Annotated in this window: 20 protein-coding genes and 2 pseudogenes; 11 read left to right on the forward strand and 11 right to left on the reverse strand. The window is 46.6% G+C overall.

Annotated elements, in window-relative coordinates:
* Positions 1 to 85 precede the first annotated feature (85 nt).
* Positions 86 to 1,423 carry a glutathione-disulfide reductase gene (gorA, locus tag ACLGGO_RS29845; protein ID WP_446422023.1) on the reverse strand — a complete coding sequence of 446 codons (1,338 nt, stop codon included), beginning with the start codon at positions 1,421 to 1,423 and terminating at the stop codon, positions 86 to 88.
* Positions 1,424 to 1,765: 342 nt separating this feature from the next.
* Between gorA and ACLGGO_RS29850 the strand changes: the two genes are divergently transcribed.
* Entirely contained in the window at positions 1,766 to 2,137 is a 372-nt protein-coding gene (locus ACLGGO_RS29850) for a hypothetical protein (RefSeq protein ID WP_446338987.1), read from the forward strand.
* Here ACLGGO_RS29850 and holB read toward each other — a convergent pair.
* Together holB and tmk are read right to left on the reverse strand one after the other, a co-directional pair.
* Positions 2,122 to 3,060: a DNA polymerase III subunit delta' gene (holB, locus tag ACLGGO_RS29855; RefSeq protein WP_446338986.1), complete on the reverse strand. Its 939-nt coding sequence runs from the start codon at positions 3,058 to 3,060 to the stop codon at positions 2,122 to 2,124. The genes ACLGGO_RS29850 and holB overlap by 16 nt on opposite strands.
* A 21-nt stretch (positions 3,061 to 3,081) precedes the next feature.
* Positions 3,082 to 3,747, reverse strand: a complete 666-nt coding sequence (gene tmk, locus ACLGGO_RS29860; protein WP_446422024.1) for a dTMP kinase — start codon at positions 3,745 to 3,747, stop codon at positions 3,082 to 3,084.
* 178 nt (positions 3,748 to 3,925) lie between these two features.
* Here tmk and ACLGGO_RS29865 point away from each other — a divergent pair, with 178 nt between their 5' ends.
* On the forward strand, positions 3,926 to 4,273 hold the full coding sequence (locus tag ACLGGO_RS29865; RefSeq protein WP_006104062.1) for a hypothetical protein: 348 nt from the start codon (positions 3,926 to 3,928) through the stop codon (positions 4,271 to 4,273).
* Between the two features lie 127 nt (positions 4,274 to 4,400).
* Here ACLGGO_RS29865 and ACLGGO_RS29870 read toward each other — a convergent pair whose 3' ends face one another.
* Complete coding sequence (locus tag ACLGGO_RS29870; protein WP_446338984.1) at positions 4,401 to 4,835, reverse strand: FHA domain-containing protein; 435 nt, start codon at positions 4,833 to 4,835, stop codon at positions 4,401 to 4,403.
* Positions 4,836 to 5,187: 352 nt separating this feature from the next.
* Positions 5,188 to 6,387 (reverse strand): RNA-guided endonuclease InsQ/TnpB family protein, encoded by a 1,200-nt coding sequence (locus tag ACLGGO_RS29875; RefSeq protein WP_446422025.1) that lies wholly within the window; start codon positions 6,385 to 6,387, stop codon positions 5,188 to 5,190.
* Between the two features lie 613 nt (positions 6,388 to 7,000).
* Here ACLGGO_RS29875 and ACLGGO_RS29880 point away from each other — a divergent pair.
* Positions 7,001 to 7,147 (forward strand): hypothetical protein, encoded by a 147-nt coding sequence (locus tag ACLGGO_RS29880; RefSeq protein ID WP_446338982.1) that lies wholly within the window; start codon positions 7,001 to 7,003, stop codon positions 7,145 to 7,147.
* Here the strand turns inward: ACLGGO_RS29880 and ACLGGO_RS29885 are convergent.
* Positions 7,138 to 9,609, reverse strand: a complete 2,472-nt coding sequence (locus ACLGGO_RS29885) for a heavy metal translocating P-type ATPase (RefSeq protein WP_446422026.1) — start codon at positions 9,607 to 9,609, stop codon at positions 7,138 to 7,140. The two genes, ACLGGO_RS29880 and ACLGGO_RS29885, sit on opposite strands and share 10 nt — an antisense overlap.
* A 145-nt stretch (positions 9,610 to 9,754) precedes the next feature.
* Here ACLGGO_RS29885 and ACLGGO_RS29890 point away from each other — a divergent pair, with 145 nt between their 5' ends.
* Complete coding sequence (locus ACLGGO_RS29890) at positions 9,755 to 10,072, forward strand: DUF3082 domain-containing protein (protein ID WP_446338980.1); 318 nt, start codon at positions 9,755 to 9,757, stop codon at positions 10,070 to 10,072.
* Positions 10,073 to 10,166: 94 nt separating this feature from the next.
* Here ACLGGO_RS29890 and ACLGGO_RS29895 read toward each other — a convergent pair whose 3' ends face one another.
* The 3 genes from ACLGGO_RS29895 to ACLGGO_RS29905 form a co-directional block, all read right to left on the reverse strand.
* On the reverse strand, positions 10,167 to 11,144 hold the full coding sequence (locus ACLGGO_RS29895; protein ID WP_446422027.1) for a cysteine synthase A: 978 nt from the start codon (positions 11,142 to 11,144) through the stop codon (positions 10,167 to 10,169).
* 76 nt (positions 11,145 to 11,220) lie between these two features.
* On the reverse strand, positions 11,221 to 11,436 hold the full coding sequence (locus tag ACLGGO_RS29900; protein WP_446338978.1) for a hypothetical protein: 216 nt from the start codon (positions 11,434 to 11,436) through the stop codon (positions 11,221 to 11,223).
* Positions 11,437 to 11,486: 50 nt separating this feature from the next.
* Positions 11,487 to 12,125 carry a peroxiredoxin gene (locus ACLGGO_RS29905; RefSeq protein WP_446422028.1) on the reverse strand — a complete coding sequence of 213 codons (639 nt, stop codon included), beginning with the start codon at positions 12,123 to 12,125 and terminating at the stop codon, positions 11,487 to 11,489.
* Positions 12,126 to 12,354: 229 nt separating this feature from the next.
* Between ACLGGO_RS29905 and psbU the strand changes: the two genes are divergently transcribed.
* The 4 genes and pseudogenes from psbU (at position 12,355) to ACLGGO_RS29925 (ending at position 16,275) form a co-directional block, all read left to right on the forward strand.
* Complete coding sequence (psbU, locus tag ACLGGO_RS29910; protein WP_446422029.1) at positions 12,355 to 12,810, forward strand: photosystem II complex extrinsic protein PsbU; 456 nt, start codon at positions 12,355 to 12,357, stop codon at positions 12,808 to 12,810.
* Positions 12,811 to 13,012: 202 nt separating this feature from the next.
* Entirely contained in the window at positions 13,013 to 14,707 is a 1,695-nt protein-coding gene (gene nadB / locus ACLGGO_RS29915) for an L-aspartate oxidase (protein ID WP_446338975.1), read from the forward strand.
* 212 nt (positions 14,708 to 14,919) lie between these two features.
* Positions 14,920 to 15,321: pseudogene (locus ACLGGO_RS29920) on the forward strand (NAD-binding protein); the annotation flags it as partial.
* A 345-nt stretch (positions 15,322 to 15,666) separates the two neighbouring features.
* A complete protein-coding gene (locus ACLGGO_RS29925; RefSeq protein WP_446422030.1) occupies positions 15,667 to 16,275 on the forward strand; it encodes a hypothetical protein in 609 nt (202 codons plus the stop codon).
* On the opposite strand, the pseudogene ACLGGO_RS29930 reads toward ACLGGO_RS29925, so the two are convergent.
* Positions 16,223 to 16,441 (reverse strand): annotated as a pseudogene (locus tag ACLGGO_RS29930) (protein kinase domain-containing protein); the annotation flags it as partial. The gene ACLGGO_RS29925 and the pseudogene ACLGGO_RS29930 sit on opposite strands and share 53 nt — an antisense overlap.
* Positions 16,442 to 16,536: 95 nt before the next feature.
* On the opposite strand from ACLGGO_RS29930, the gene mnmG reads away from it, so the two are divergent.
* Positions 16,537 to 18,483, forward strand: coding sequence for a tRNA uridine-5-carboxymethylaminomethyl(34) synthesis enzyme MnmG (gene mnmG, locus ACLGGO_RS29935; RefSeq protein WP_446422031.1), 1,947 nt, complete (start codon positions 16,537 to 16,539; stop codon positions 18,481 to 18,483).
* 82 nt (positions 18,484 to 18,565) lie between these two features.
* Here the strand turns inward: mnmG and ACLGGO_RS29940 are convergent, their stop codons facing one another.
* Positions 18,566 to 18,766 carry a heavy-metal-associated domain-containing protein gene (locus ACLGGO_RS29940; RefSeq protein ID WP_446339263.1) on the reverse strand — a complete coding sequence of 67 codons (201 nt, stop codon included), beginning with the start codon at positions 18,764 to 18,766 and terminating at the stop codon, positions 18,566 to 18,568.
* Positions 18,767 to 19,054: 288 nt separating this feature from the next.
* Here ACLGGO_RS29940 and ACLGGO_RS29945 point away from each other — a divergent pair, with 288 nt between their 5' ends.
* Positions 19,055 to 19,366 (forward strand): hypothetical protein, encoded by a 312-nt coding sequence (locus ACLGGO_RS29945; protein WP_446422032.1) that lies wholly within the window; start codon positions 19,055 to 19,057, stop codon positions 19,364 to 19,366.
* A gap of 151 nt (positions 19,367 to 19,517) precedes the next feature.
* Complete coding sequence (locus ACLGGO_RS29950; RefSeq protein ID WP_446422033.1) at positions 19,518 to 20,543, forward strand: GDSL-type esterase/lipase family protein; 1,026 nt, start codon at positions 19,518 to 19,520, stop codon at positions 20,541 to 20,543.
* The last annotated feature ends 127 nt before the right edge of the window (positions 20,544 to 20,670 follow it).

Genomic DNA, 20,670 nt, shown 5'->3' on the forward strand with positions numbered 1-20,670 from the left:
AACAGGGGTTTGGTTACCTGTGAGGGTTTGGAGACCAAACAGGGGTTTGGTTACCTGTGAGGGTTTGGAGACCAAACCCCTACGGTTATAAACAGAAAAATTCTTCACCGATGGAAGGATGAATGCCAATCGTATGATTAAAATCTGCCTTAGTCACCCCAGCGTTAATGGCTAAAGCAATCATCTGAATAATCTCGGAGGCACAGTCTCCTACCATCTGAGCGCCTAAAACCCGATCTGAGTTGCTATCAACTACTAGCTTCAGTAGTGTTTTTTCCGGTGATTCTGCCCTCATATCTAAAAGGGATTGGAATGTTTTTTGATAACAACGCACCGATTCGCCCAACTGCGCTTGTGCTTGAGCTTGAGTTAACCCGACGGTAGCGGCTTCAGGTTGGGAAGAAACAACGTAGGGAACATAGTCATAATCGACAATTCGAGGATGATCACCAAATTCTGTATCGGCGAAAGCTCGACCCGCCGCGATCGCAACTGGGGTAAATGGGGGTCTAGCGGTACAATCACCTACAGCGAAAATATTGGCTTGACTGGTACGGCTGTACTCATCAACCGCGATCGCTCCCTGCTTGACTTCAACCCCAGCTTTCTCTAAACCCAATCCATCCCAGTTGGGAATGCGATCGGTAATCCAGACAACGGTTTCCACTTCTACGGGTTCACTGTTACCCAATAACCTTAAATTCAGACAATCTTGCACTCGTTCAATTTTCTCAACCTGGCTATTGGTGCAAATTCTAATTCCCAACCGAGTCATCTCGTCTTGAACCGTTGTCCGCAAATCCTGATCACAACCGGGCAATATTTTCTCCTCTGCGATGACTAGAGTAACTTTTGAGATCAACCCATTCATAATCCCCGCCAGTTTCACAGCAATATAGTTACTGCCAATAATAGCCAGATGTTTGGGTTGATGCTTAAGTTCGAGAAATTTCCGGGTTGTAATCGCATATTCAATTCCGGGAACCTCGGGTTTTATCGCTTTTCGACCAACCGCAATCAAAATATGCTTTGCCTTGTACGGATATCCATCAATATCTACCGTGTGAGCATCTAAAAATTTAGCATGTCCTTTGAGCAATTCAACGCCAGCTTTTTCCAGCTTTTGGGTATGCCTTTGGCACAAATGCTGAATGTCGCGGTTTCTGGCTTCCATAAATTGACACCAATCAAAGTTCCTCGAAACATGACCCCATCCATATTCATCCGCCCGTTCAAACACTTTGGAGAAACCAGCCGCATAAGTCATTAGTTTTTCGGGGATACAACCATGTACCACACAAGTCCCACCGACTTGATCTTGCTCCGCGATCGCCACCCGGACGCCATATCCAGCCGCGCTTTCAGCCGCCGCTAAACCACCGGGTCCGGCGCCAATAACCAAAAGTTCGTAATCCCAGTCCATAACAAAACCTTGTAAAAAAATACAATAGCTATCTTTCAGGAAAGCATTTTATTGCTCAGTAAAGTAAATGCTAACCTCGCCGAGAGTAATTCAGTAAAGTATAGACGAATACTTCGATAACTTACACAAATTAACGTTTTATACTTCTTTAGGTAGATTGAATCTTATGGACAGTCTCATAGGATGAAATCGAGGTGGTAAATCCATCGATTTTTAAGAAATATATTTGGTTTACTATTACTAATTTATGCCCTAGCCAAAGATAGTGAAGATTTGAAAAAAGCAAGTTATTGGTGCTTTTTTATCATTGCCCTAATTACGATCCCCGTTTTTTGGGCAGGGATGCAAGCGGAAGAAGTGGTTAGCGCTCTTCCTCAAGTTCCCCATTCGTTGATTCACGCCCATAGAAACATTGCCGAGCAAGCTCTCATTGCTTTAGAGATATTAGGAGTAATCAGCTTATTTGGCTTGTTCCGAGGGACAAAGAATACTCCATCCTGGTTTTCCATAACCTTGTTAGTCGTGGCAGTTATTTCTACAGGTTTGGTGTCATGGACGGGACTTCAGGGAGGAATAATTAGACACACAGAAGTTCGCTCACAATTGCAATTTTTACTCCCCAATGATGCTACAGAATCGGGCGATCATCATCAAGGGTCAGAAACTGAACATGGACACCAAGACGATTCAGGACATTCTCATGAAACTGATTGACACTCTAAAAGCGTCACTTCCCAAACCAATCGAGGTTGAGCATAGCCGAGAAGGTAGGTTCGCGCTTGCTCTAATTGGTGAATAATCTGGGTATGGGATTGGTGTTGCCAGTAGCTATGCTGTAAATAGTCCACTAACCACAATTGAGCTTGGGGATCAAGGGTTTGATCAATTTCCTTAGCCAGTTCTAGCGCCATGCGGGATGAGTTGGGCAATTGGTTCAGCTTTGCCAGTAATTCTGGGGGAATGGCTTGGAGTTGTTCAAACGCCGCGATCGCTTCTCCGGGACTTCCTTGGGCAATGGCTAATATAGAGGGTTCTTGGAGAATCTGCTCATAACCCGTTTGCTGTAGCACCTGTGCCATGTCGTCTTGTGCTAATCGATAAAAGGGAATCCGTTGACAACGGGACACTAAGGTGGGTAATAAGGCATCGGGACTGGGAGCAATTAAAATTAATGTGGCGTTTCCGGGTTCTTCTAGCGTCTTGAGCAAGCCATTTGCGGCTGATTCTGCCATGGTTTCCGTCTGTTCGAGCACCACAATTTGACGAGAGGCTTCTAGGGGAGAACGTCCTAAAAATTGGCTAATTTCTCGAATTTGTTCCAGGCGAATTTGAGGGGGGGTTTTGCGCTTGAGTCCTTTTTCTGCCGCTTCTTTGGCGGATAGGCGAATGCCATTGTGCAGATAGGTGGGTTCGATCCAGAGGAGATCGGGATGGTTCCCCTGTTGTAGGCGTTTCTTGACTAATGGTTGCTTCTGGGGTGGGATATCTTGACAAAACAACCGTTCAATGAACCAACGGGCGACCAGACCCCGCCCTACTCCAGGAGAACCGGCAAACAGATAAGCTGGGGCGATGCGGTTGGCTGTAATTGCCCCCTCTAAGAGTGCGATCGCTTGTTTTTGTGCAACTATGGTCATTTGTTCGTCATTCGTCTTATGTCAAACATCTATGACATGCTTGTGTCCAATTCGTTGACGCAAAACCGTCTGAATATCTAGTTGTACGGCGTCAGGGCTTTGATTGGCGTCAATCCTGACAATTCGCTGGGGATACTGGGAGGCTAATTGGGCAAAACCCTGCTGTACTCGCTGGTGAAAGGTTAACTCCGCTTGTTCCATGCGATCAGCGACTCCCCGTTCTTTAGCTCGCTGTAAACCAATTGTGACATCAACATCTAACCACAAGGTCAAATCGCTTTCTATTCCTCCTGTGGCGATGTGGTTGATTTGCTCAATCAGGGTTAGGTCAATTCCTCGCCCATACCCCTGATAGGCAATCGTTGAGTCGGTGTAGCGATCGCACAAAATAATTGCTCCGGCGGTGAGCTGAGGCTGTAACAATTCTTCAACATGCTGCGATCGATCAGCGGCATAGAGTAGGAGTTCGGTTCGGTGTTGTAGGGATGAGGAGTTTTCTTGGAGTAAGAGTTGACGTAGTTTTATTCCTAGGGTGGTTCCTCCGGGTTCTCGGGTGATGATCACAGGTGGCTGCTTACCACAATTACCCAGGGTGTCTAGTACGCCACTGGTGAGGAACCAATCCCGCGATCGCTTGATTTGGGTGGTTTTGCCGCTACCTTCGACCCCCTCAAACACGATCAGCATTTCCCCTTCTCCACCCCTAATCTGATTTATTGATCATCTTATCCGGATCAGCCGCTAAGATACTGGTAGCTGATAAACAACTGAGCATCAGTTTATTTTTTTTAGCCTTCTGCTCATGAGCCTTAACAGAGGTTCGATATGATAAGAAGGTCTAGCTATCTGACGCCTAGGGTTAAATATGGCTCGCTACACTTGTTCATTTACGGTTGCAGTTTCTCCCGATCACCTTCAGCCATCGTTGATTGAGGTTTTACAATCCTGCGATTTTGACATTATCTATGATACGGGAGACTATATCATGGCACGGGAGATTCCCGGTCATGTTGCCTTTGCCAAACTCGTGACAGTGGAGGTTTTGATTGACAAATCGATGGCTACCGATCAGGAAATTCGCATGAATTTCGTGATCAAAAATGAAGAGTTACCTTTACAGGTAGACAACCACTGCCACGATAAGTTTTATGAAGTTCAAGAGGCGGTTGCCCAAAACCGCCATTGGCAACTCTTAGAAAGTGTTGCTGGATAAATCCCGACTTACCCTGTAGTCAGATTTTGTTTTCCTTTATTCCATGGTTGGGTTTGTTTCGTTTCCTTTCGTTTCAATCCCCTGGTTTCAATCATCTGGACTTCCCTGATCAAAGTTGGGCTAATAATCAGGGTGTCCAGTCATCTGGATCTCCCCCCATCATATTTGGGCTAATCAGGGTGATGTCAAACTCATCGGGAGGTCCGGTGGGAACAGAGTCGCGCTTGAGTATGTAATATTTGGCACTAACTTGAGGACCGAAGACGACTTCGTCCTCATCTTCAAGATCATGGGCTGGAAGTTTACGACCGTTAATTACCAGTCCATTGGCGCTGGTTTTCCCTTTGAGGTTACCATCGACAATACGGTAGTAGAAACTGCCGTCCTCCCGTTCTCGCCGCACTAGAGTAGCGTGTCGGCGAGACACAAATTGTGAGAACAGACGAATATCCACATCCGGATCTCTGCCTATGGAATAAACGGGTTCCTCCAAGGTATATTCCTTGCGCCCTTTTTCGTCTTCAATAATTAACAGATGGTTTGAACAGGATTTTGCAGGCATTGAACATCGAAAAATAGGGATAGAGAGTGCAGTTCATTCACTGTCGCTGTGTCTATGCTTTCTTACATTAGCAAACTGCTTAATCATTTTCTTTAACGGATCAAGAAGAAACGACCTAAATTGCCGACCTCCAATTTGGTCTTCCCCCATTCAATCATCATAAGCATTAATGCAGATAATGGCACAGACTCCAATGTTACAATTTTGTGACATCCTTTGGCACTGACCCTACGGAAGAGCCGATAGGCTTCCGTTGGGGTTCCGCTAATTGGCGGTGCTTTTGGCTTTTTATAGTGAGGAATATGCAATAACCGTGTAGACTGAACTTGTAGAAACTTATGGGTTCAGTCTTTCACACTGGATTGACCAGTATTGGCGGCACGGCGCAGCTCACTACTCCCTCGACGCTGAATGCCTCTGGGAGATACTTGCGGATAATTTGGATACTTCCATTGATGTCCGCATTAATCAAACGTCCCTCACTTGACTTAAACAAACCTCTTTTGACTCGTCTCCCCAAATAGGCTGATTGCTTATAGGGAGCCTCTAAGTCTAAGGCTGATGTTTTTGAAGTATAACTTTCCTCTTGAATGACTACCTTGATGCCTATTAATTCACACTTATAGGTAATCTGGTCGATTAACTTGGCATGAGGAATATTAACAAACTTTTGATTATTCCGTTTGCCCAAATTAACCTCTTGTTTCCAGCCTTCATTTTTGCCGATGACTAAAGTTGCGATCCCAAGCTGTTTTAGCCTATTGGCTATTAGTCGGCTGGTATTGTGCAGATAGTTCTCCACATAGCGATTACGGTGATAAGTAAGAGACTGAATCCTCCGCGTCGTGCGAGTGGAGTCTTTGAGCTGACTTTGAAGGAAAGCTAATAGTTTATTGTAATATTGGTTTCGACTCTTGAGTGGTCTTCCATTAACCAACAAAGGCTGGAAACCGGGTTGGTTTGACGTTAAAGCCACCAGATTATCGACACCCAGGTCAATTCCGGCTACCCATTTTGGTGCAACGGGTTCCGACTCTTTTTCTGAATAGACAATCTCCAAAATATAGCAGTTTGAGCTGGGAACAATCCGAGCTTCAGCAATGTTAGGAACTTGGGTCGGGACGCTGATATTACTCATTGATAAATGGCAGCGTCCCTGCTTATAGTCTCCCTTGTAGATGGACTCGTGATGATAAATGACGATGTTTCGTCCTTTAGTTTTGTCCTTGTACCTAGGAATACGAGGCTCACTCAAGTATTTTTCGGGTCGTTTCTCCCAGTCCAAATGAGCCTCAGCATAAGATTTCCATGTTTCTACCAACTTCTTGATTATCTGTTTTGAGACTTTGGTCGGCATTGCCCTGTAAGCCTCTGTGTCTTTAACCAAGTGATAGAGAGTTGGCAGTGTATAACGGGAACCCGTTTTAAAGAAGTGTTGACGGCACAAATAATTAGCCCCGTTGTACAGATTCTTTGACTTAAATGCCAATTCATCGGCTTCCTTCCAATAGGCATGATTCCGGTTTATGACGTGTCTTTCCACCATTTTCATGATTGCCCTCCAACAACTTTTAGTTGTCTTTCTTTGCGTCTACCTGCCGACCTCTTCCCATATATTTTTGCCGAGAAGGAAGCGAGTAACGAAAGCATATCTTCCACTAACTCTGCCTCATAAGACCACCTTGCGTTCTCAGCGCTGGCAACTTTTCACTGGCATCCCATTGTCTAAGTGTCCAGTTTCCAGCAAGGCTTGTGTTGCTGCTTACCCCTCCCCATTGGCAGAAGTTTCTTAGATTTTACTATATATCTACAATTTTCTACAATTTTCCCCGCAACAGTTCAAAACCCCTCTATGTTTATCTTAATAGCTGCGTTACAATCCCGGTCGAGAAGACCCCACAAGCCGGCTGTGAATTCATATTGATAAAACTTTCTCAATGTGGCTATCACAACAATAGCTTGCTCTGGTTTTTATGGTGGGGTGTACGGGAAGAAGCATTTACGGAGACAGGATAGCAATAAGTTGCATAACTATGGCGCTTAAATGCTTGACCCCTATCTAAAAACCCACTTACCAGCCTTCGCTGCTTTGTTAGCGAGACTTGAAAAGAATCACCTAAGCACTACCATTACTTCGTATTCTACTACATTGGCAAGGGTAATTTATGGGAACGGGCAACGGGCAACGGGGAACAGTGCAAAACGTTTGTCGGTTTAGTCCTGGGAACGAAACCCAACGCCAGGGGGTGAGCCTGTTGGGTAACGCTTACGCTCTACCCAACCGACAAAGGGGACATGCTCTCTACTGGTGAATCACCCCGGTGGAGTTCCAACCCCGACGCAATAGCAAAGAGTTACTGACGACAGTGACTGAACTAAATGCCATCAAGGCGCCCGCTACAGCCGGATTGAGAGCGATACCAAATCCAGGTAACAGTACACCTGCCGCTACGGGAATACCCAAAGTGTTATATCCTAGAGCCCAGAAGAGATTTTGGCGAATTTTGTTAAAGGTAGCGCGAGACAGTTTGATGGCTTTGACAATATCCATTAAGCCGCCAGCTTGGGGACTGGTAGCGCTAGGTTGCATGAGAATAATTCCCGCCGTTTCCCGGGCAACATCTGTTCCCGCTTGCAGGGCGATACCAACATCAGCTTGGGCTAAGGCTGGACCATCGTTAATTCCATCTCCAACCATGGCGATGCAGTTTCCCTGGGCTTGCAATTGTGCTATAGCGGCAGCTTTCCCATCGGGACGGATACCTGCCATAACATTGGCTGGATCAATGGCAAGCTGTTGTGCCACGTTTGTTGCGGCATCCAGTTGATCCCCGGTTAGCAGCATCACGCGCAGTCCCATCGCCTGTAGCTGTTCGACTGTTGTTTTAGCATCGGGTTTGGGTAAATCTGTTAAAGCGAGGAGTCCAGCCAATTCTCCATCCACGGCGATATACACCACGGTTTTACCCACAGCCGCTAAGTGTTGGGCTTGTGCTTGGGCGGTATCATTAATGGTCACACCTTGCTGACGTAACCAGTCTTCATTCCCCAGTAATACCCGTTGATTTTCGACGAGGGCAGATATTCCTAGTCCAGCTTCGGTATAAAAATCTTGGGCAGCTAATAGGGGGAGTTGTTGTTGTGCCGCCGCCGTACAAATCGCTTCTGCGAGGGGATGAGTTGTGCCTCGTTCCGCTGCTGCGGCAAGTTGTAGAAGTGTTGAGTGTGGAGTTTTGAGTTGGGAATGGGGAATGGGGAATGGGGATGGGGATAATTTCTCCTGTACACCTCCTGTGTACTCGTCATCTGCCCATTCCCTAATAGACAGACAATCAGTTACAGTGGGTTTTCCTTGGGTCAGAGTACCTGTTTTGTCAAAGACAATGGTATCGAGGCGATGTACTCGTTCTAATATGTCACCTCCTTTAATCAATAAGCCCCGTTCTGCCCCTAGGCTGGTGCCGACTAGAATTGCTGTCGGGGTGGCTAATCCCAAGGCACAGGGACAGGCAATCACTAATACCGCGATCGCTAATTTTAAGCTCAATAGTAACGGTGATATTGAATCACCCATCAGCGAGTCTCCTTCCCCTAACACCTGAGTCCAGATTTTTGTCCCAACCAGATCCCAAAACAGGAAGGTGAGGATGGCTATTGTCAATACTCCATAAGTAAAATATCCGGCGACTGTATCGGCTAAATTCTGCACCGGTGCTTTGCGCGTTTGCGCCTCTTCCACCAGGGCGACAATTTGCGCTAAGGTGGTTTCCTGTCCAATGCGCGTCGCTTGAATCGCGATCGCACCCGATTGATTCAAGGTGCCAGCCGTAACCAGATCTCCGGGTTGCTTGAGGACAGGTAAGGGTTCCCCTGTCAACATTGACTCATCTACCGACGACTGACCCGCCATCACTTCGCCATCAACGGGTATTTTTTCTCCCGGCAAAACGCGCAACCATTCGCCCACACGAACTTGTTCCACAGGAATTTCGATACCCACTTCTGTGGTGGTGGGTGTGGATTTACCAATTAACCGGGCTACCTTGGGCTTCAATGCCAATAATGATTCATAAGCAGCTGATGCCTGACGCCTTGCCCGTTGTTCCAAGGTACGCCCTAGCAGGATAAAGCCGAGTAACATCACTGGTTCATCAAAGAAGCATTCCCAGCCTAATTGAGGCAAGAAGAATGCCGCACAGCTAGCTCCATAAGCCGCCAAGGTTCCCAGTCCCACCAAGGTGTTCATATTCGGGGTTTGATGCCGCAATCCGCGCCAGCCATCGCTGATAATGGGACGTCCAGGTCCAAGGAGTGCTAAGGTTGCCAGTCCCCAGTGAAACCAGATCGTGCTAAACACAGGTAGCATTGGTCCATTAAACCAATGACCGATATGTCCGATGGTCGAGAGAATGACTAGAACACCCGCAATTATTAATTGCCGCAGTTGTTCCTTTGCCTGTTGTTCATGGCGTTGAGTCGGGGTGAGGTGTTCTTGTGAAGTTTCTCCTGCTTGGGAATAACGGGGTTGGGAGGGAAACCCTGTCGCGGTTAATTTTTCCGCTAGGGCGGCTGGATCAGCTTGACCGACTTCATACTCAACCACCGCCACTTCTGTCACCAAGTTGACCCGGGCAGAAATCACCCCAGGTTGCTGTTCTAGCTGTCGTTCCACCGCACTGACACAGCCTGCACATTTCATCCCCCCAACATCTAGCGTCATTTGCTCAACTGTTGGGGTGGGGATATCGACGGCTTTTTCTGGAGAAATTTGCATAGATGTTTTGGATACGGACAGGGGATGCCTGAAGGCTGAGCTCTAGTAAATTCTCTTCAATGATAAGGATAATAAGGATAATTGGCTCGTGGCTGAACCCTCGGTGACATTCGTACTAAGATCAATGACAAAGGATATCAGACTCATGACGACTAATCCCGATAACCAACCCACGACTACCGATCAAACGTTACCGAGTCCCTGGCGCTGCTTGGCTTCAGCCTTGATATCGGGTTCCTTCGCGATCGCAGGTTACTGGCTGACAACCGCTATTGCACAATCCTTGGCGAATAAACCTCTACCCTCTGGGAATGTGACGGCGGTTAATATTGCGATCGCGGTTCGTACTTTAGTTGTTGGTATCAGTACTCTCGCCACGGCTGTCTTTAGTCTCGTGGCTGTTGGTTTAGTCGCTTTAGCCATCCAATTGACTGTGCAACGCTTCACCCAAGGGACGAAATGAGACTTTACCTGACGGTGTTACGCTGTACAACCCTGGACAAACGGGGCATACGCCCGGTCGTGTTAATGCATCACCGTACAAATTTAATCATGTACTAACTTTCAGGTAACAGACCCTTTTGCGCCAGCCACTCCCGATTATAAAGCCGCGATTGATAACGGGAACCGCTATCACAAAGCACCGTAACAATCCTGTGCCCCGGTCCGATTTCTTTCGCTAAGGCTACGGCTGCACCGACATTAATTCCTACAGAACCGCCCATAAACAAACCATCCTTTTCCAGCAGTTGATAAATCACCCGCACGGCTTCTTTGTCATCAATTTGAATGGCATCGTCAATGGGAACCCCTTGCATATTGGCAGTAATTCTGCTGTTACCAATCCCTTCCGTAATCGAATTCCCCTCTGTAGTAATTTCCCCCGTCTTCACGTAACTGTACAACCCACTCCCCATGGGGTCAGCCACAATCGATTTAATTTGGGGATTTTTTTCTTTCAGGAACAGGGAAACCCCAGCGAATGTTCCCCCTGTCCCTGTCGCCGCCACCCAAGCATCAACTTTACCGTTGGTTTGTTGCCAAATTTCGGGTCCTGTGGTTTCGTAATGTGCCAGTCGATTCGCTAAATTATCAAACTGGTTTGCCCAAATCGCATTCTCCATCTCTTCGGCAATTCTTCCAGATAGCTTAACGTAATTATTTGGGTCTTTATACGGCACAGCTGGAACCGGACGCACTTGAGCACCTAGCGTCCTCAAAGCATCCATTTTCTCTTGGGATTGAGTTTCAGGAATGATAATTAGGCACTTATATCCCTTAGCATTACAAATATGCGCTAGACCAATACCCGTATTACCAGCCGTTCCCTCAACAACTGTACCACCGGGCTTGAGTAAGCCTTTTTCTTCAGCATCTTGAATAATATAGAGGGCGGCGCGGTCTTTGACAGAACCGCCAGGATTAAGAAACTCAGCTTTTCCCAGGATTTCGCAGCCTGTTTCTTCGCTGAAGCTATTTAACCGAATTAGAGGTGTATTCCCTACTGTGCCGACAAAGCCGTCTTTAATATCCATTTGCTCAATTGAGTATTCTGCTCTAATTTTTAAGTTGACATTTCTCCCGGTTGGAAATATAGGGTAATGTAAAGTTTTATGTAGGGGCGGGTTTCACTGTTATGGTTTCTTCCCTTACCCAGATGTAACTAAACCCGCCCCGATCAAGTGCAAGAATTAATTCCCCTATCTTCCCTATTTTTCCCTGTTCACCGAGAAGGGCGGGTTTAGTCAAGTTATTGGTTTGTGCCAAAACGTTATCAGTAAAACCCGCCCCTACAGGAGGAACTCCCCCTGCTAAAAGACGTAGCATGCTACGTCTGGAACACACCCCATCTCCGAGACGTTCCCCACCTTATGTCTCTACTTGTTAGGTTGAGGGGTCATCCGCAGGTAAGGCTTGACTTCGGTGTAACCTTTGGGGAATTTTTCTTTTAAGACTTCGGGATCTTTGAGAGAGGGGACAATCACACAGTCATCCCCATCTTTCCAATTCACGGGAGTTGCCACTTGATGGTGATCCGTCAACTGTAGGGAGTCAATCACCCGCAAGATTTCGTCAAAGTTGCGACCGGTACTGGGAGGATAGGTGATGGTCAGGCGCAGTTTTTTCTGGGGATCAATGACGAAGACTGTGCGTACCGTAACACTAGCATTGGCGTTGGGATGAATCATGTCATACAGATCAGACACTTTTTTATCAGCATCTGCCAATACGGGGTAGTTGACGGTAGTATTCTGGGTTTCGTTAATGTCTTGAATCCAACCCTGATGAGAATTCGCATCGTCAACACTCAAGGCGATGACTTTAGCATTGCGCTTGTCGAATTCGGGTTTGAGCTTGGCAACCTCGCCTAACTCTGTGGTGCAAACGGGTGTATAGTCAGCTGGGTGGGAGAATAACACGACCCAGCTATCCCCTGCCCAGTCATAAAAGTTGATGTCGCCTTCACTAGAGGATTGAGTGAAGTTGGGGACGGTATCGCCTAATCGCAGAGCCATAGCTAATTTCCTGATCCTTATCGTCAAAAGAGACAATTTTTAATTTTCCCACAAAACACCGATTTTCCGGTAGGCTTTTAGCTTTTTTCATAATTGTGGGGGGATGAGCGCCTAAACTCTTGAGGTAGAGCCAGATAAGATGAGAGGATAGAAAACAAAAGTTAAAGTAATCGAAGAGAGGGGCAGTTCTCTCTCGGTCTTCAATGTGTCTGAGTAAGGAGGAGAGTTAATGAAACGATTGGTTAGTGTGTTAGTGGTATGGGGACTGTTAGTGGGTTGCTTAGGATGGTTGGGTTTCTCCCAAAGCGCGATCGCAGCACCAATGTCCTGGACTCCGGGCATGTCTTTGAGTAACGCGATCGAGAATGGGTCACCGATGTTACTTGCCGAGACAACTCTACGCAATCCAGCCGATGCCAAGCTGGAAACGGAGTTTGGTCAAAAGCTTGATTTGAACAATACTCATATCCGAGCGTTTCGGCAGTATCGGGGGCTGTTCCCGACGGTAGCGGCATTAATTATTCAAAATGCCCCCTACGACAATGTAGAGGAAGTGCTTGAGATTCCAGGATTGACTGAGCGGCAAAAACAGATCCTAAAAGATAACCTGGACAATTTTACGGTGACCGAGACAGCGGACGTTTACAACGAAGGTGACGACCGCTTTAATCCTGGCGTCTACTAAACTCGGATAATTCAGAAAATTCCTAGTTCAACCCACTCCTGTTGGGGGTGGGTGATTTTTTACACATAAAGGCAGATGGTAGATGGTACAGGGATGACAACCTGTCCGGTGTAGAGACGCGCCATGCTACGTCTCTACGTTGCCCTTGGGGTGATGAAGATTCCCACGTCTGCTAAAGTATTTGACTATATTTTGACTAACTATGATTTCTGTTCCCGACAATTCTCAATCGCAGCCACTCCATCAACCGACCCAGTTTGATGTTGTCGTCGTAGGCGCTGGTGCGGCTGGACTTTATGCCGCCCTTTGTCTACCCGATACCTTAAATGTGGGACTGATTACCAAAGATACTCTATCCATCGGTGCCAGTGACTGGGCGCAGGGCGGTATTGCGGCGGCTATTGCCCCAGGAGATTCACCGACGTTGCATGTTGAGGATACACTTCGGGCAGGTGCAGGGCTTTGTGACGCTGATGCTGTCAAGTTTCTGGCTCAACAAGCGCCAGATCGGATTCGCTCGTTAGTGGAGATGGGGGTGACGTTTGATCGACGGGGGGAGCAGTTAGCCTTAACCTTAGAGGCGGCTCATTCTCGTCCCCGGGTTCTCCATGCAGCGGATACCACAGGGCGGGCGGTGGTGAGTACGCTGACTGCCTTAGTCTTGCGCCAAGCTAATATTACGGTGCTTCAGCAGGCGTTTGCCTTGTCTGTATGGCTCAATCCTGAGACGGGTCATTGTCAGGGGGTCCAACTCATGTATCAAGGTCAAATCAGTTGGATACGGGCGGGTGCGGTTGTCCTGGCTACGGGAGGCGGTGGTCAAGTTTTTGCCCAGACGACGAATCCCGATGTGAGTACCGGAGATGGAGTCGCGATCGCGTGGCGGGCGGGTGCGATTCTCAAAGACTTGGAATTTGTCCAATTTCATCCCACAGCTTTAACTAAACCGGGAGCGCCTCATTTTCTGATCAGCGAAGCGGTGCGGGGAGAAGGGGCGCATCTAGTGGATGATCAGGGACACCGTTTTGCTTTTGAGTATCATCCTGATGGCGAACTCGCGCCCAGAGATGTGGTGAGTCGGGCGATTTATAGTCATTTACAGAAAACTAAACCTGATCCAGCCTCCAGTCATGTCTATTTAGATTTGCGCCCCATTCCCGATGATCGCATTCGCCACCGATTTCCTAATATTATCCAGGTTTGTCAGCAATGGGGAATTGATGTATTTCGGGATATGATTCCCGTCACCCCCGCCGCCCATTATTGGATGGGGGGAATTGCTACAGATTTAATGACTTGTACCTCTATTCCTAACTTATATGCCGTGGGTGAAACGGCGAGTACGGGTGTTCACGGTGCCAACCGTCTAGCCAGTAATTCGTTATTGGAATGTATTGTGTTTGGGGCTCAGTTGGGGGAATTGACACCCGATCAATCTGTCTTGCATCAGGAATCAGGTTCTCAGTTCCCTGTTTCTATTTCCCCATTAACCTTATCCGATGAAGCCACTAAAACGGATAAAATAGTTGCGATGCAAGATCAGTTAAAACGCTTAGTGTGGCAAAGTGCCGGGATTTCTCGATCCGCCCAGATGCTAGAGCGTGCGACAAAGCAGGTGGAAGTCTGGCAGTCTGAATTTGCTACATTGCCTTTAAGCCAACAGTTACGGGATTTAACGCCACAGAAAACGGTTCAACTTGATGTCCCCAATGCCGATTACCTGGTGCGAACTTGGGGAGAAACATCTAACTTATTAGATGTAGCTTACTTAATTTTGAAAAGCGCCCTGTTTCGGACAGAAAGTCGCGGCGGACATTACCGCTTCGATTATCCTCAACCTGATCCGAATTGGCAAATGCATACCCTTGTACAAGGGGAGCGTTGGTGGAAAGGATAAATGTCTTATGTTTTTTATGTCATTTGTCATTCATCATTCGTTTATGTCATTCGTAGGGGCGAAGCATTTGGGACGCTATCTTATGATACTTGTCCACAATGTTTTCTCCAAATGCTTCGCCCGACTCCGGTAATATCGTTTATGGATAAATTTTGAATTTTTTAAGGTGGGTTTAGTTACATCTGGGTAGGGTGCAAAATGATAATAATCAAACATTAATGGGTCCCGTGGGAACCGCCGCCGCCACAAAGTTAGCCTTAAATCAATTAATTGCCGCGTTAACCGCCGGGTTTGCCCTTAGTTTAGGATTTGTGCAGCGTCAGGGGGTAGACGTAGACAAATTTATGGAACTTCTGCGAGACAGTGCGCTGTATGCACCAACATTTGATAAGAAGTTAAATCGGATGCAAGAGGGTAATTTTGCCGATCCCAACTTTCCCCTAAAACACTTACTCAAAGATATTAATTTATTCCTGAGTGAGGCAAAAGCAGAAGGATTAGAGGCGAGTAGTTTGGCTGGTGTGCGCCAGGTGGTTGAGAAGGCGAAAGACGCTGGTTTAGCAGATGAAGATTACTCTTCTTTATATTTGGGGATTACCCAGACATTTGGTTGAATATCGACATGATTTCCACTCCGTTTTAATCCAACTACTCGAATTTCATTTTGATTAACTATTTCTGGAGGACTCACGTTAATGGCGAAATTCGCGACTGTAATAGTCGTGGATTTGTATTTAAACTTACAAAGTATTTATCAATTATAGAATGTACGGCTATACTTAAAGGGGCGTTATGGTTCTTCAGCCAGGAGAAAGGCAGGGAAAATACCACATCCGCTTAAGTAACTCCCTTGATAACTGGGGTACTTTTCTATGAGAATCTTCTGCCCTAGAGCCTTGGAACCCTGAATCATTTTCCTTACTCAAAAGAGGGTCGTTAATTCGGATTTAGTATAAGCCATGTCCTACAGCGATTTTACTTTAGAAACGGTCAAGAAAAAGTTACATCTGCAAATTCGTGAACAGGTAGGTTTGTTTGCTAATGCCCCCGATGTGCAACCAAGCGGTTTATTGTGCGAAACCCTAGACTATAACTTGCCTTTGGCACTTGCTATAAATACTGAAAAATCTAGATCTGAACTGATTATTGCCCCTATATTGGTGGAACTCAGACGACAATTTCAATCTAAAATCAGTCTGTTTTCTGGGGTGGAATTTAACGTCGAACCAACCCTAGGACTTAACGGAATTTGTGACTTCCTGATGAGTTCGTCCTCAGAGCAGTTGTTTGTAAGTACTCCAGTAATTGCCATTGTGGAAGCGAAGAAGGAAAATCTCAATGCAGGGCTAGGGCAGTGTATTGCCGAAATGTTTGCAGCTCAGCTCTTTAACGAAAAAGAAGGGAATGACATTTCAATCATTTATGGTGCCGTCACCACGGGTAACATCTGGAAATTTTTACGCCTTGAAGATTCTGTAGTTGAAATTGACTTGATCGAATATCTCATTATTCAAATTAGCAAAATACTAGGCATTCTATCACTGAGCATTTCAGCAGGTTTAGACTAACTCTCATCGTCAAGTTGGCTGGACTGTAATTAGATGGGAAAAATATTTCTTTGATTAAGCCAAAGTCAATCAAAACAATTTTTCTATCTGAGCTACGCCTCATGATATTTTTAGGTTTAATGTCCCGATGAATGATTCCATATTCATGGACAACTTCTAAAACTTCTAAAACCCTATTCGTTTAAAAACTGACAGACTACAAGACACATAGACAACAACCGCTAAAATCGAACAAGAGTCCTAGTCACTCAAACGCTTATCATGACCACACATTCCCCCGTAGATTTCCAAGACGCTTTTGATGTTATTGTTGTCGGTGCTGGACATTCTGGCTGCGAAGCTGCACTCGCCGCCGCCCGCCTAGGATGTCGCACTCTCCTGCTTACCCTGAACCTGGATAAAATCGCTTGGCAACCCTGTAACCCTGCTGTGGGTGCCCCGGCTAAATCCCAACTCGCCCACGAGGTAGACGCTTTGGGGGGAGAAATTGGTAAGATGGCAGACCGAACCTATCTCCAAAAGCGGGTATTAAATCAGTCGCGCGGACCTGCGGTTTGGGCGTTACGGGCGCAAACGGATAAGCGGGAATATGCGGCGGTGATGAAACGGATTGTCGAGAACCAGGAGAATCTGGTAATCCGTGAAGGGATGGTGACGGATTTAGTCTTGGGTGCGAATGATCAGGTTATCGGTGTTCAGACTTATTTTGGTGTATCATTCCAAGCCCCTGCGGTTATATTAACGACGGGAACGTTCCTGGGTGGATGTATTTGGGTGGGAAATAAGTCAATGTCCGCTGGACGCGCTGGGGAATTCGCAGCGGTGGGATTGACGGAAACCCTGAACCGACTGGGGTTTGAAACGGGACGTTTGAAGACGGGAACCCCGGCGCGGGTGGATAAGCGCTCCGTGGATTACACTCAGATGGAACCTCAACCTGGGGATGAAGCGGTATCTTGGTTTAGCTTTGATCCACAGGTGTGGGTGGAACGGGAACAGATGAATTGTTATATTACCCGTACCACGCCCCAAACTCATCAGTTGATTCGGGACAATCTGCATCTATCCCCAGTTTATGGGGGTTGGGTGGATGCAAAAGGACCCCGTTACTGTCCGAGTATTGAAGATAAAATTGTCCGGTTTGCGGATAAGGAAAGCCACCAGATATTTATTGAACCGGAAGGGCGAGATATTCCCGAACTCTATATCCAGGGATTCTCGACAGGATTGCCAGAGAATCTACAATTGCAAATGCTGCGATCGCTCCCGGGATTGGAACATTGTACAATGCTACGTCCGGCTTATGCGGTGGAGTATGATTATCTACCCGCAACTCAGTGTTTTCCCACATTAATGACGAAAAAAGTAGAGGGACTATTCTGCGCCGGACAAATTAATGGGACGACGGGGTATGAAGAAGCCGCCGCCCAGGGAATTGTCGCGGGGATTAATGCGGTACGCTATGTGCGACATCAAGAGATGCTGGTATTTCCCCGTGAGGAAAGCTATATCGGTACATTAATTGATGATTTATGTACTAAAGACTTGAGAGAACCTTACCGGATGCTAACCAGCCGTTCCGAGTATCGGTTACTCCTGCGTTCTGATAATGCAGATCGCCGTCTGACTCCTTTGGGACGGGAAATTGGCTTAATTGATGACCGCCGTTGGCAACTTTATAGTCGAAAACAAGACAATATTGCGGCGGAAAAGGAACGACTCCAGACTGTACGGATCAAGGAACATGAGGAATTAGGAGTTGCGATCGCGTCGGATACTCAGCAACGGATTAAGGGTTCGATTACGCTGGCTGAATTGCTGCGTCGTCCCAAATTCCACTACGTTAATCTGGATCACTACGAATTAGGTAATCCCAGTCTCAACCAAGCTGAACGAGAAGGGGCGGAAATTGATATCAAATATGCGGGATATCTGCAACGCCAGCAAAATCAAATCGATCAAGTGTCCCGTCAAGCCCAGCGACGATTACCAACAGATCTCGATTATGATGCCATTGAAACATTATCGAAGGAATCTCGCGAGAAACTATCACAGGTCAAACCCTTGACGATTGGTCAAGCCTCTCGCATTGGTGGAGTTAACCCGGCGGATATTAACGCCTTGCTGGTGTATTTAGAAGTGCGATCGCGCCAATCAGTGAACCGTTCAGATTCCCCCATACCAACAGCCTCAGCAATCTCAGGCTAATTCTACCCAATCCCGGACTTGTAGAGACGTTGCATGCAATGTCTCTACAATTTGAAAAGAACAAATGCCAGATTGGATGATATTATTCCACCTTATGTCCGACTGCGGTAATCATTTGTTTAATCGACTCCGGAGACGCCTCGGTTTCCACGCTAACCGTCTTACCCGCCACATCAACATTGACTTTCGCTTCAGGTTCGTGGGTATGAATCCCTTCGCTAATGGTTTTGGCGCAAGCATCACAGGCAATACTTGGAACGTTGAATTTCATCGAATTCGCCATAGTGTAGATTTCACTCCAGTTTTTATTCAACCTTTGATTATAGCGAAGTACTGATTCTCGTTCCTCACTCTAAGGGATGAACTTAGGGAAAAGCTTAGGGACAGAAAATGTAGTTCTTTCTATATCATCTTTATATCTATTTTATATCTATAACTGAATAATAATACAGGATAAAAATTACGATAATTGACGGAGTATTTTTTAGGCAGATTAGCGTATAGATTCTTAAAGGCAAACCCCTTTAAATATGTCATTATGTTAAGAGAAAGCCTTAATCTTACCTCGATCATGCAAGGAATATCCACTTTATTCACCCGTCCTAAATTCAACTCATCCGGAGATTATTTGAACAATCAAATTAACTTGAGCAGAAAAGTATCCAAATTGCAGCAATTTTTTGCCCAGTGCGATATTGATGAAGCTTTAGCAGAGCAACGCTTTCTAGAACGATGGATCACGGAACATCCAACCGAAGTTAACAATGCTTTACAAACAATACAACTGTCAGCGAATAATCTATTCGTTGTTCTAGGCTTTATCAATTCTATTGATGTAACCCTTAGAAAAGCCGTCATTGTCGCTTTTTTAAAGAATGAGTAAATCCGGGGAACGCTACCCCCGTTATAACCTAGTCCGCGCAGGCGGACTTTGTTTGTGTAGCAGCGATTTCAATCGCCTCCTCTTGCTATACCATCCTGATACTCTGGCAAATTCCTGTCAAAGGAAAAAGAGAGAGTAATGGAGTTTTAGCATGAGCGATCCGTATTTACTAGCAGCCAGTCTGCTTACCGTTGGTCCGGTATCTGCACCCCCCCCACCCCCACTCGTTCCCAACCTGTTCGAGAATCTGTCAGCTTTGTTGGCTTCAGCGAAAGCTCATCAATCGCACTCCGTTGTCACTCAACCGCTTATCTCTGGGGTGGAAATCCCTAGTGTTGAGTTTAGTTCATCGCCACTGAGACAAGTTCGGGAATTTTCTTCATCTTCGGCTTCAGCCAAAACGATATGGAACACGAATTTACCCGTCTCCCCCAAACCTCAATCCCCGGTTATCTCTCCCCAATCTGGAACTCAACTCTATTACCAACGATTCGCCGCACTAAAAGCGGGTCAAACCTATACACGTCTGTCGGCTGATAGCTTCCAGTCGGTTTGGAGTGAAGCGAAACTGACTAAACCCACTCATACGCAATGGAAACAGCTACTCGCAGAAGAAGCGAAAGCGATGGCGAGGGGACAGGGGAATAATCGTTTGTCTATTTTAGTGGGTGATTCCTTGAGTCTTTGGTTTCCGACAGCAAACCTACCTAAGAGTCAATTTTGGCTGAATCAGGGGATTTCTGGGGAAAACTCTAGCCAAATTTTGGAGCGACTCTCGGCTTTTTCCCAAACGCGACCCGATACAATCTATGTGATGGCTGGCACAAACGACTTGCGCCAGGGTGTTCGCGATCGCGTGATTGTCGATAATACCCGCCAAATCATCCAGCGCTTACGTCAGAACCACCCGCAAGCTCAAATTATCGTTCAGTCTATTTTACCCACCAGGTTAAGTGCTATTGGGAGCGATCGCATCCACAACCTGAATCAGCAAATCGCCGCGATTGCACAGCAAGAAGGCGCAGGCTATCTTAACCTGCACAGCTTATTTGTGGATAATCAGGGTCAAATGCAACGGGAGTTAACCACCGATGGGATTCATCTGGCGAGGCGTGGTTATGCGGTGTGGCAAAATGCCTTAAACTATGCCGATGCTTTAATCTTGGCGAATCGTTAAGGTTATTTGTCATTGTACCTACGTACAACCCAAATCAACCTACGCGATCGCTGAGCTATAGGCGACAGCAGAGCGCTCTCCCCTTTGGGAGCGTCGGGAAGGATAGCCTGACAAGGCGAGCGAAGCG

Source organism: Coleofasciculus sp., assembly GCF_046565525.1.
Classification (GTDB): Bacteria; Cyanobacteriota; Cyanobacteriia; order Cyanobacteriales; family Coleofasciculaceae; genus Coleofasciculus.

Coding starts and splice junctions, on each gene's coding strand:
- gorA (WP_446422023.1), bottom strand. CDS start 1,423: ATGGACTGGGATTACGAACTTTTGGTTATTGGCGCCGGACCCGGTGGT.
- ACLGGO_RS29850 (WP_446338987.1), top strand. CDS start 1,766: ATGCAAGCGGAAGAAGTGGTTAGCGCTCTTCCTCAAGTTCCCCATTCG.
- holB (WP_446338986.1), bottom strand. CDS start 3,060: ATGACCATAGTTGCACAAAAACAAGCGATCGCACTCTTAGAGGGGGCA.
- tmk (WP_446422024.1), bottom strand. CDS start 3,747: ATGCTGATCGTGTTTGAGGGGGTCGAAGGTAGCGGCAAAACCACCCAA.
- ACLGGO_RS29865 (WP_006104062.1), top strand. CDS start 3,926: ATGGCTCGCTACACTTGTTCATTTACGGTTGCAGTTTCTCCCGATCAC.
- ACLGGO_RS29870 (WP_446338984.1), bottom strand. CDS start 4,835: ATGCCTGCAAAATCCTGTTCAAACCATCTGTTAATTATTGAAGACGAA.
- ACLGGO_RS29875 (WP_446422025.1), bottom strand. CDS start 6,387: ATGAAAATGGTGGAAAGACACGTCATAAACCGGAATCATGCCTATTGG.
- ACLGGO_RS29880 (WP_446338982.1), top strand. CDS start 7,001: ATGGGAACGGGCAACGGGCAACGGGGAACAGTGCAAAACGTTTGTCGG.
- ACLGGO_RS29885 (WP_446422026.1), bottom strand. CDS start 9,609: ATGCAAATTTCTCCAGAAAAAGCCGTCGATATCCCCACCCCAACAGTT.
- ACLGGO_RS29890 (WP_446338980.1), top strand. CDS start 9,755: ATGACGACTAATCCCGATAACCAACCCACGACTACCGATCAAACGTTA.
- ACLGGO_RS29895 (WP_446422027.1), bottom strand. CDS start 11,144: ATGGATATTAAAGACGGCTTTGTCGGCACAGTAGGGAATACACCTCTA.
- ACLGGO_RS29900 (WP_446338978.1), bottom strand. CDS start 11,436: ATGCTACGTCTTTTAGCAGGGGGAGTTCCTCCTGTAGGGGCGGGTTTT.
- ACLGGO_RS29905 (WP_446422028.1), bottom strand. CDS start 12,125: ATGGCTCTGCGATTAGGCGATACCGTCCCCAACTTCACTCAATCCTCT.
- psbU (WP_446422029.1), top strand. CDS start 12,355: ATGAAACGATTGGTTAGTGTGTTAGTGGTATGGGGACTGTTAGTGGGT.
- nadB (WP_446338975.1), top strand. CDS start 13,013: ATGATTTCTGTTCCCGACAATTCTCAATCGCAGCCACTCCATCAACCG.
- ACLGGO_RS29925 (WP_446422030.1), top strand. CDS start 15,667: ATGTCCTACAGCGATTTTACTTTAGAAACGGTCAAGAAAAAGTTACAT.
- mnmG (WP_446422031.1), top strand. CDS start 16,537: ATGACCACACATTCCCCCGTAGATTTCCAAGACGCTTTTGATGTTATT.
- ACLGGO_RS29940 (WP_446339263.1), bottom strand. CDS start 18,766: ATGGCGAATTCGATGAAATTCAACGTTCCAAGTATTGCCTGTGATGCT.
- ACLGGO_RS29945 (WP_446422032.1), top strand. CDS start 19,055: ATGCAAGGAATATCCACTTTATTCACCCGTCCTAAATTCAACTCATCC.
- ACLGGO_RS29950 (WP_446422033.1), top strand. CDS start 19,518: ATGAGCGATCCGTATTTACTAGCAGCCAGTCTGCTTACCGTTGGTCCG.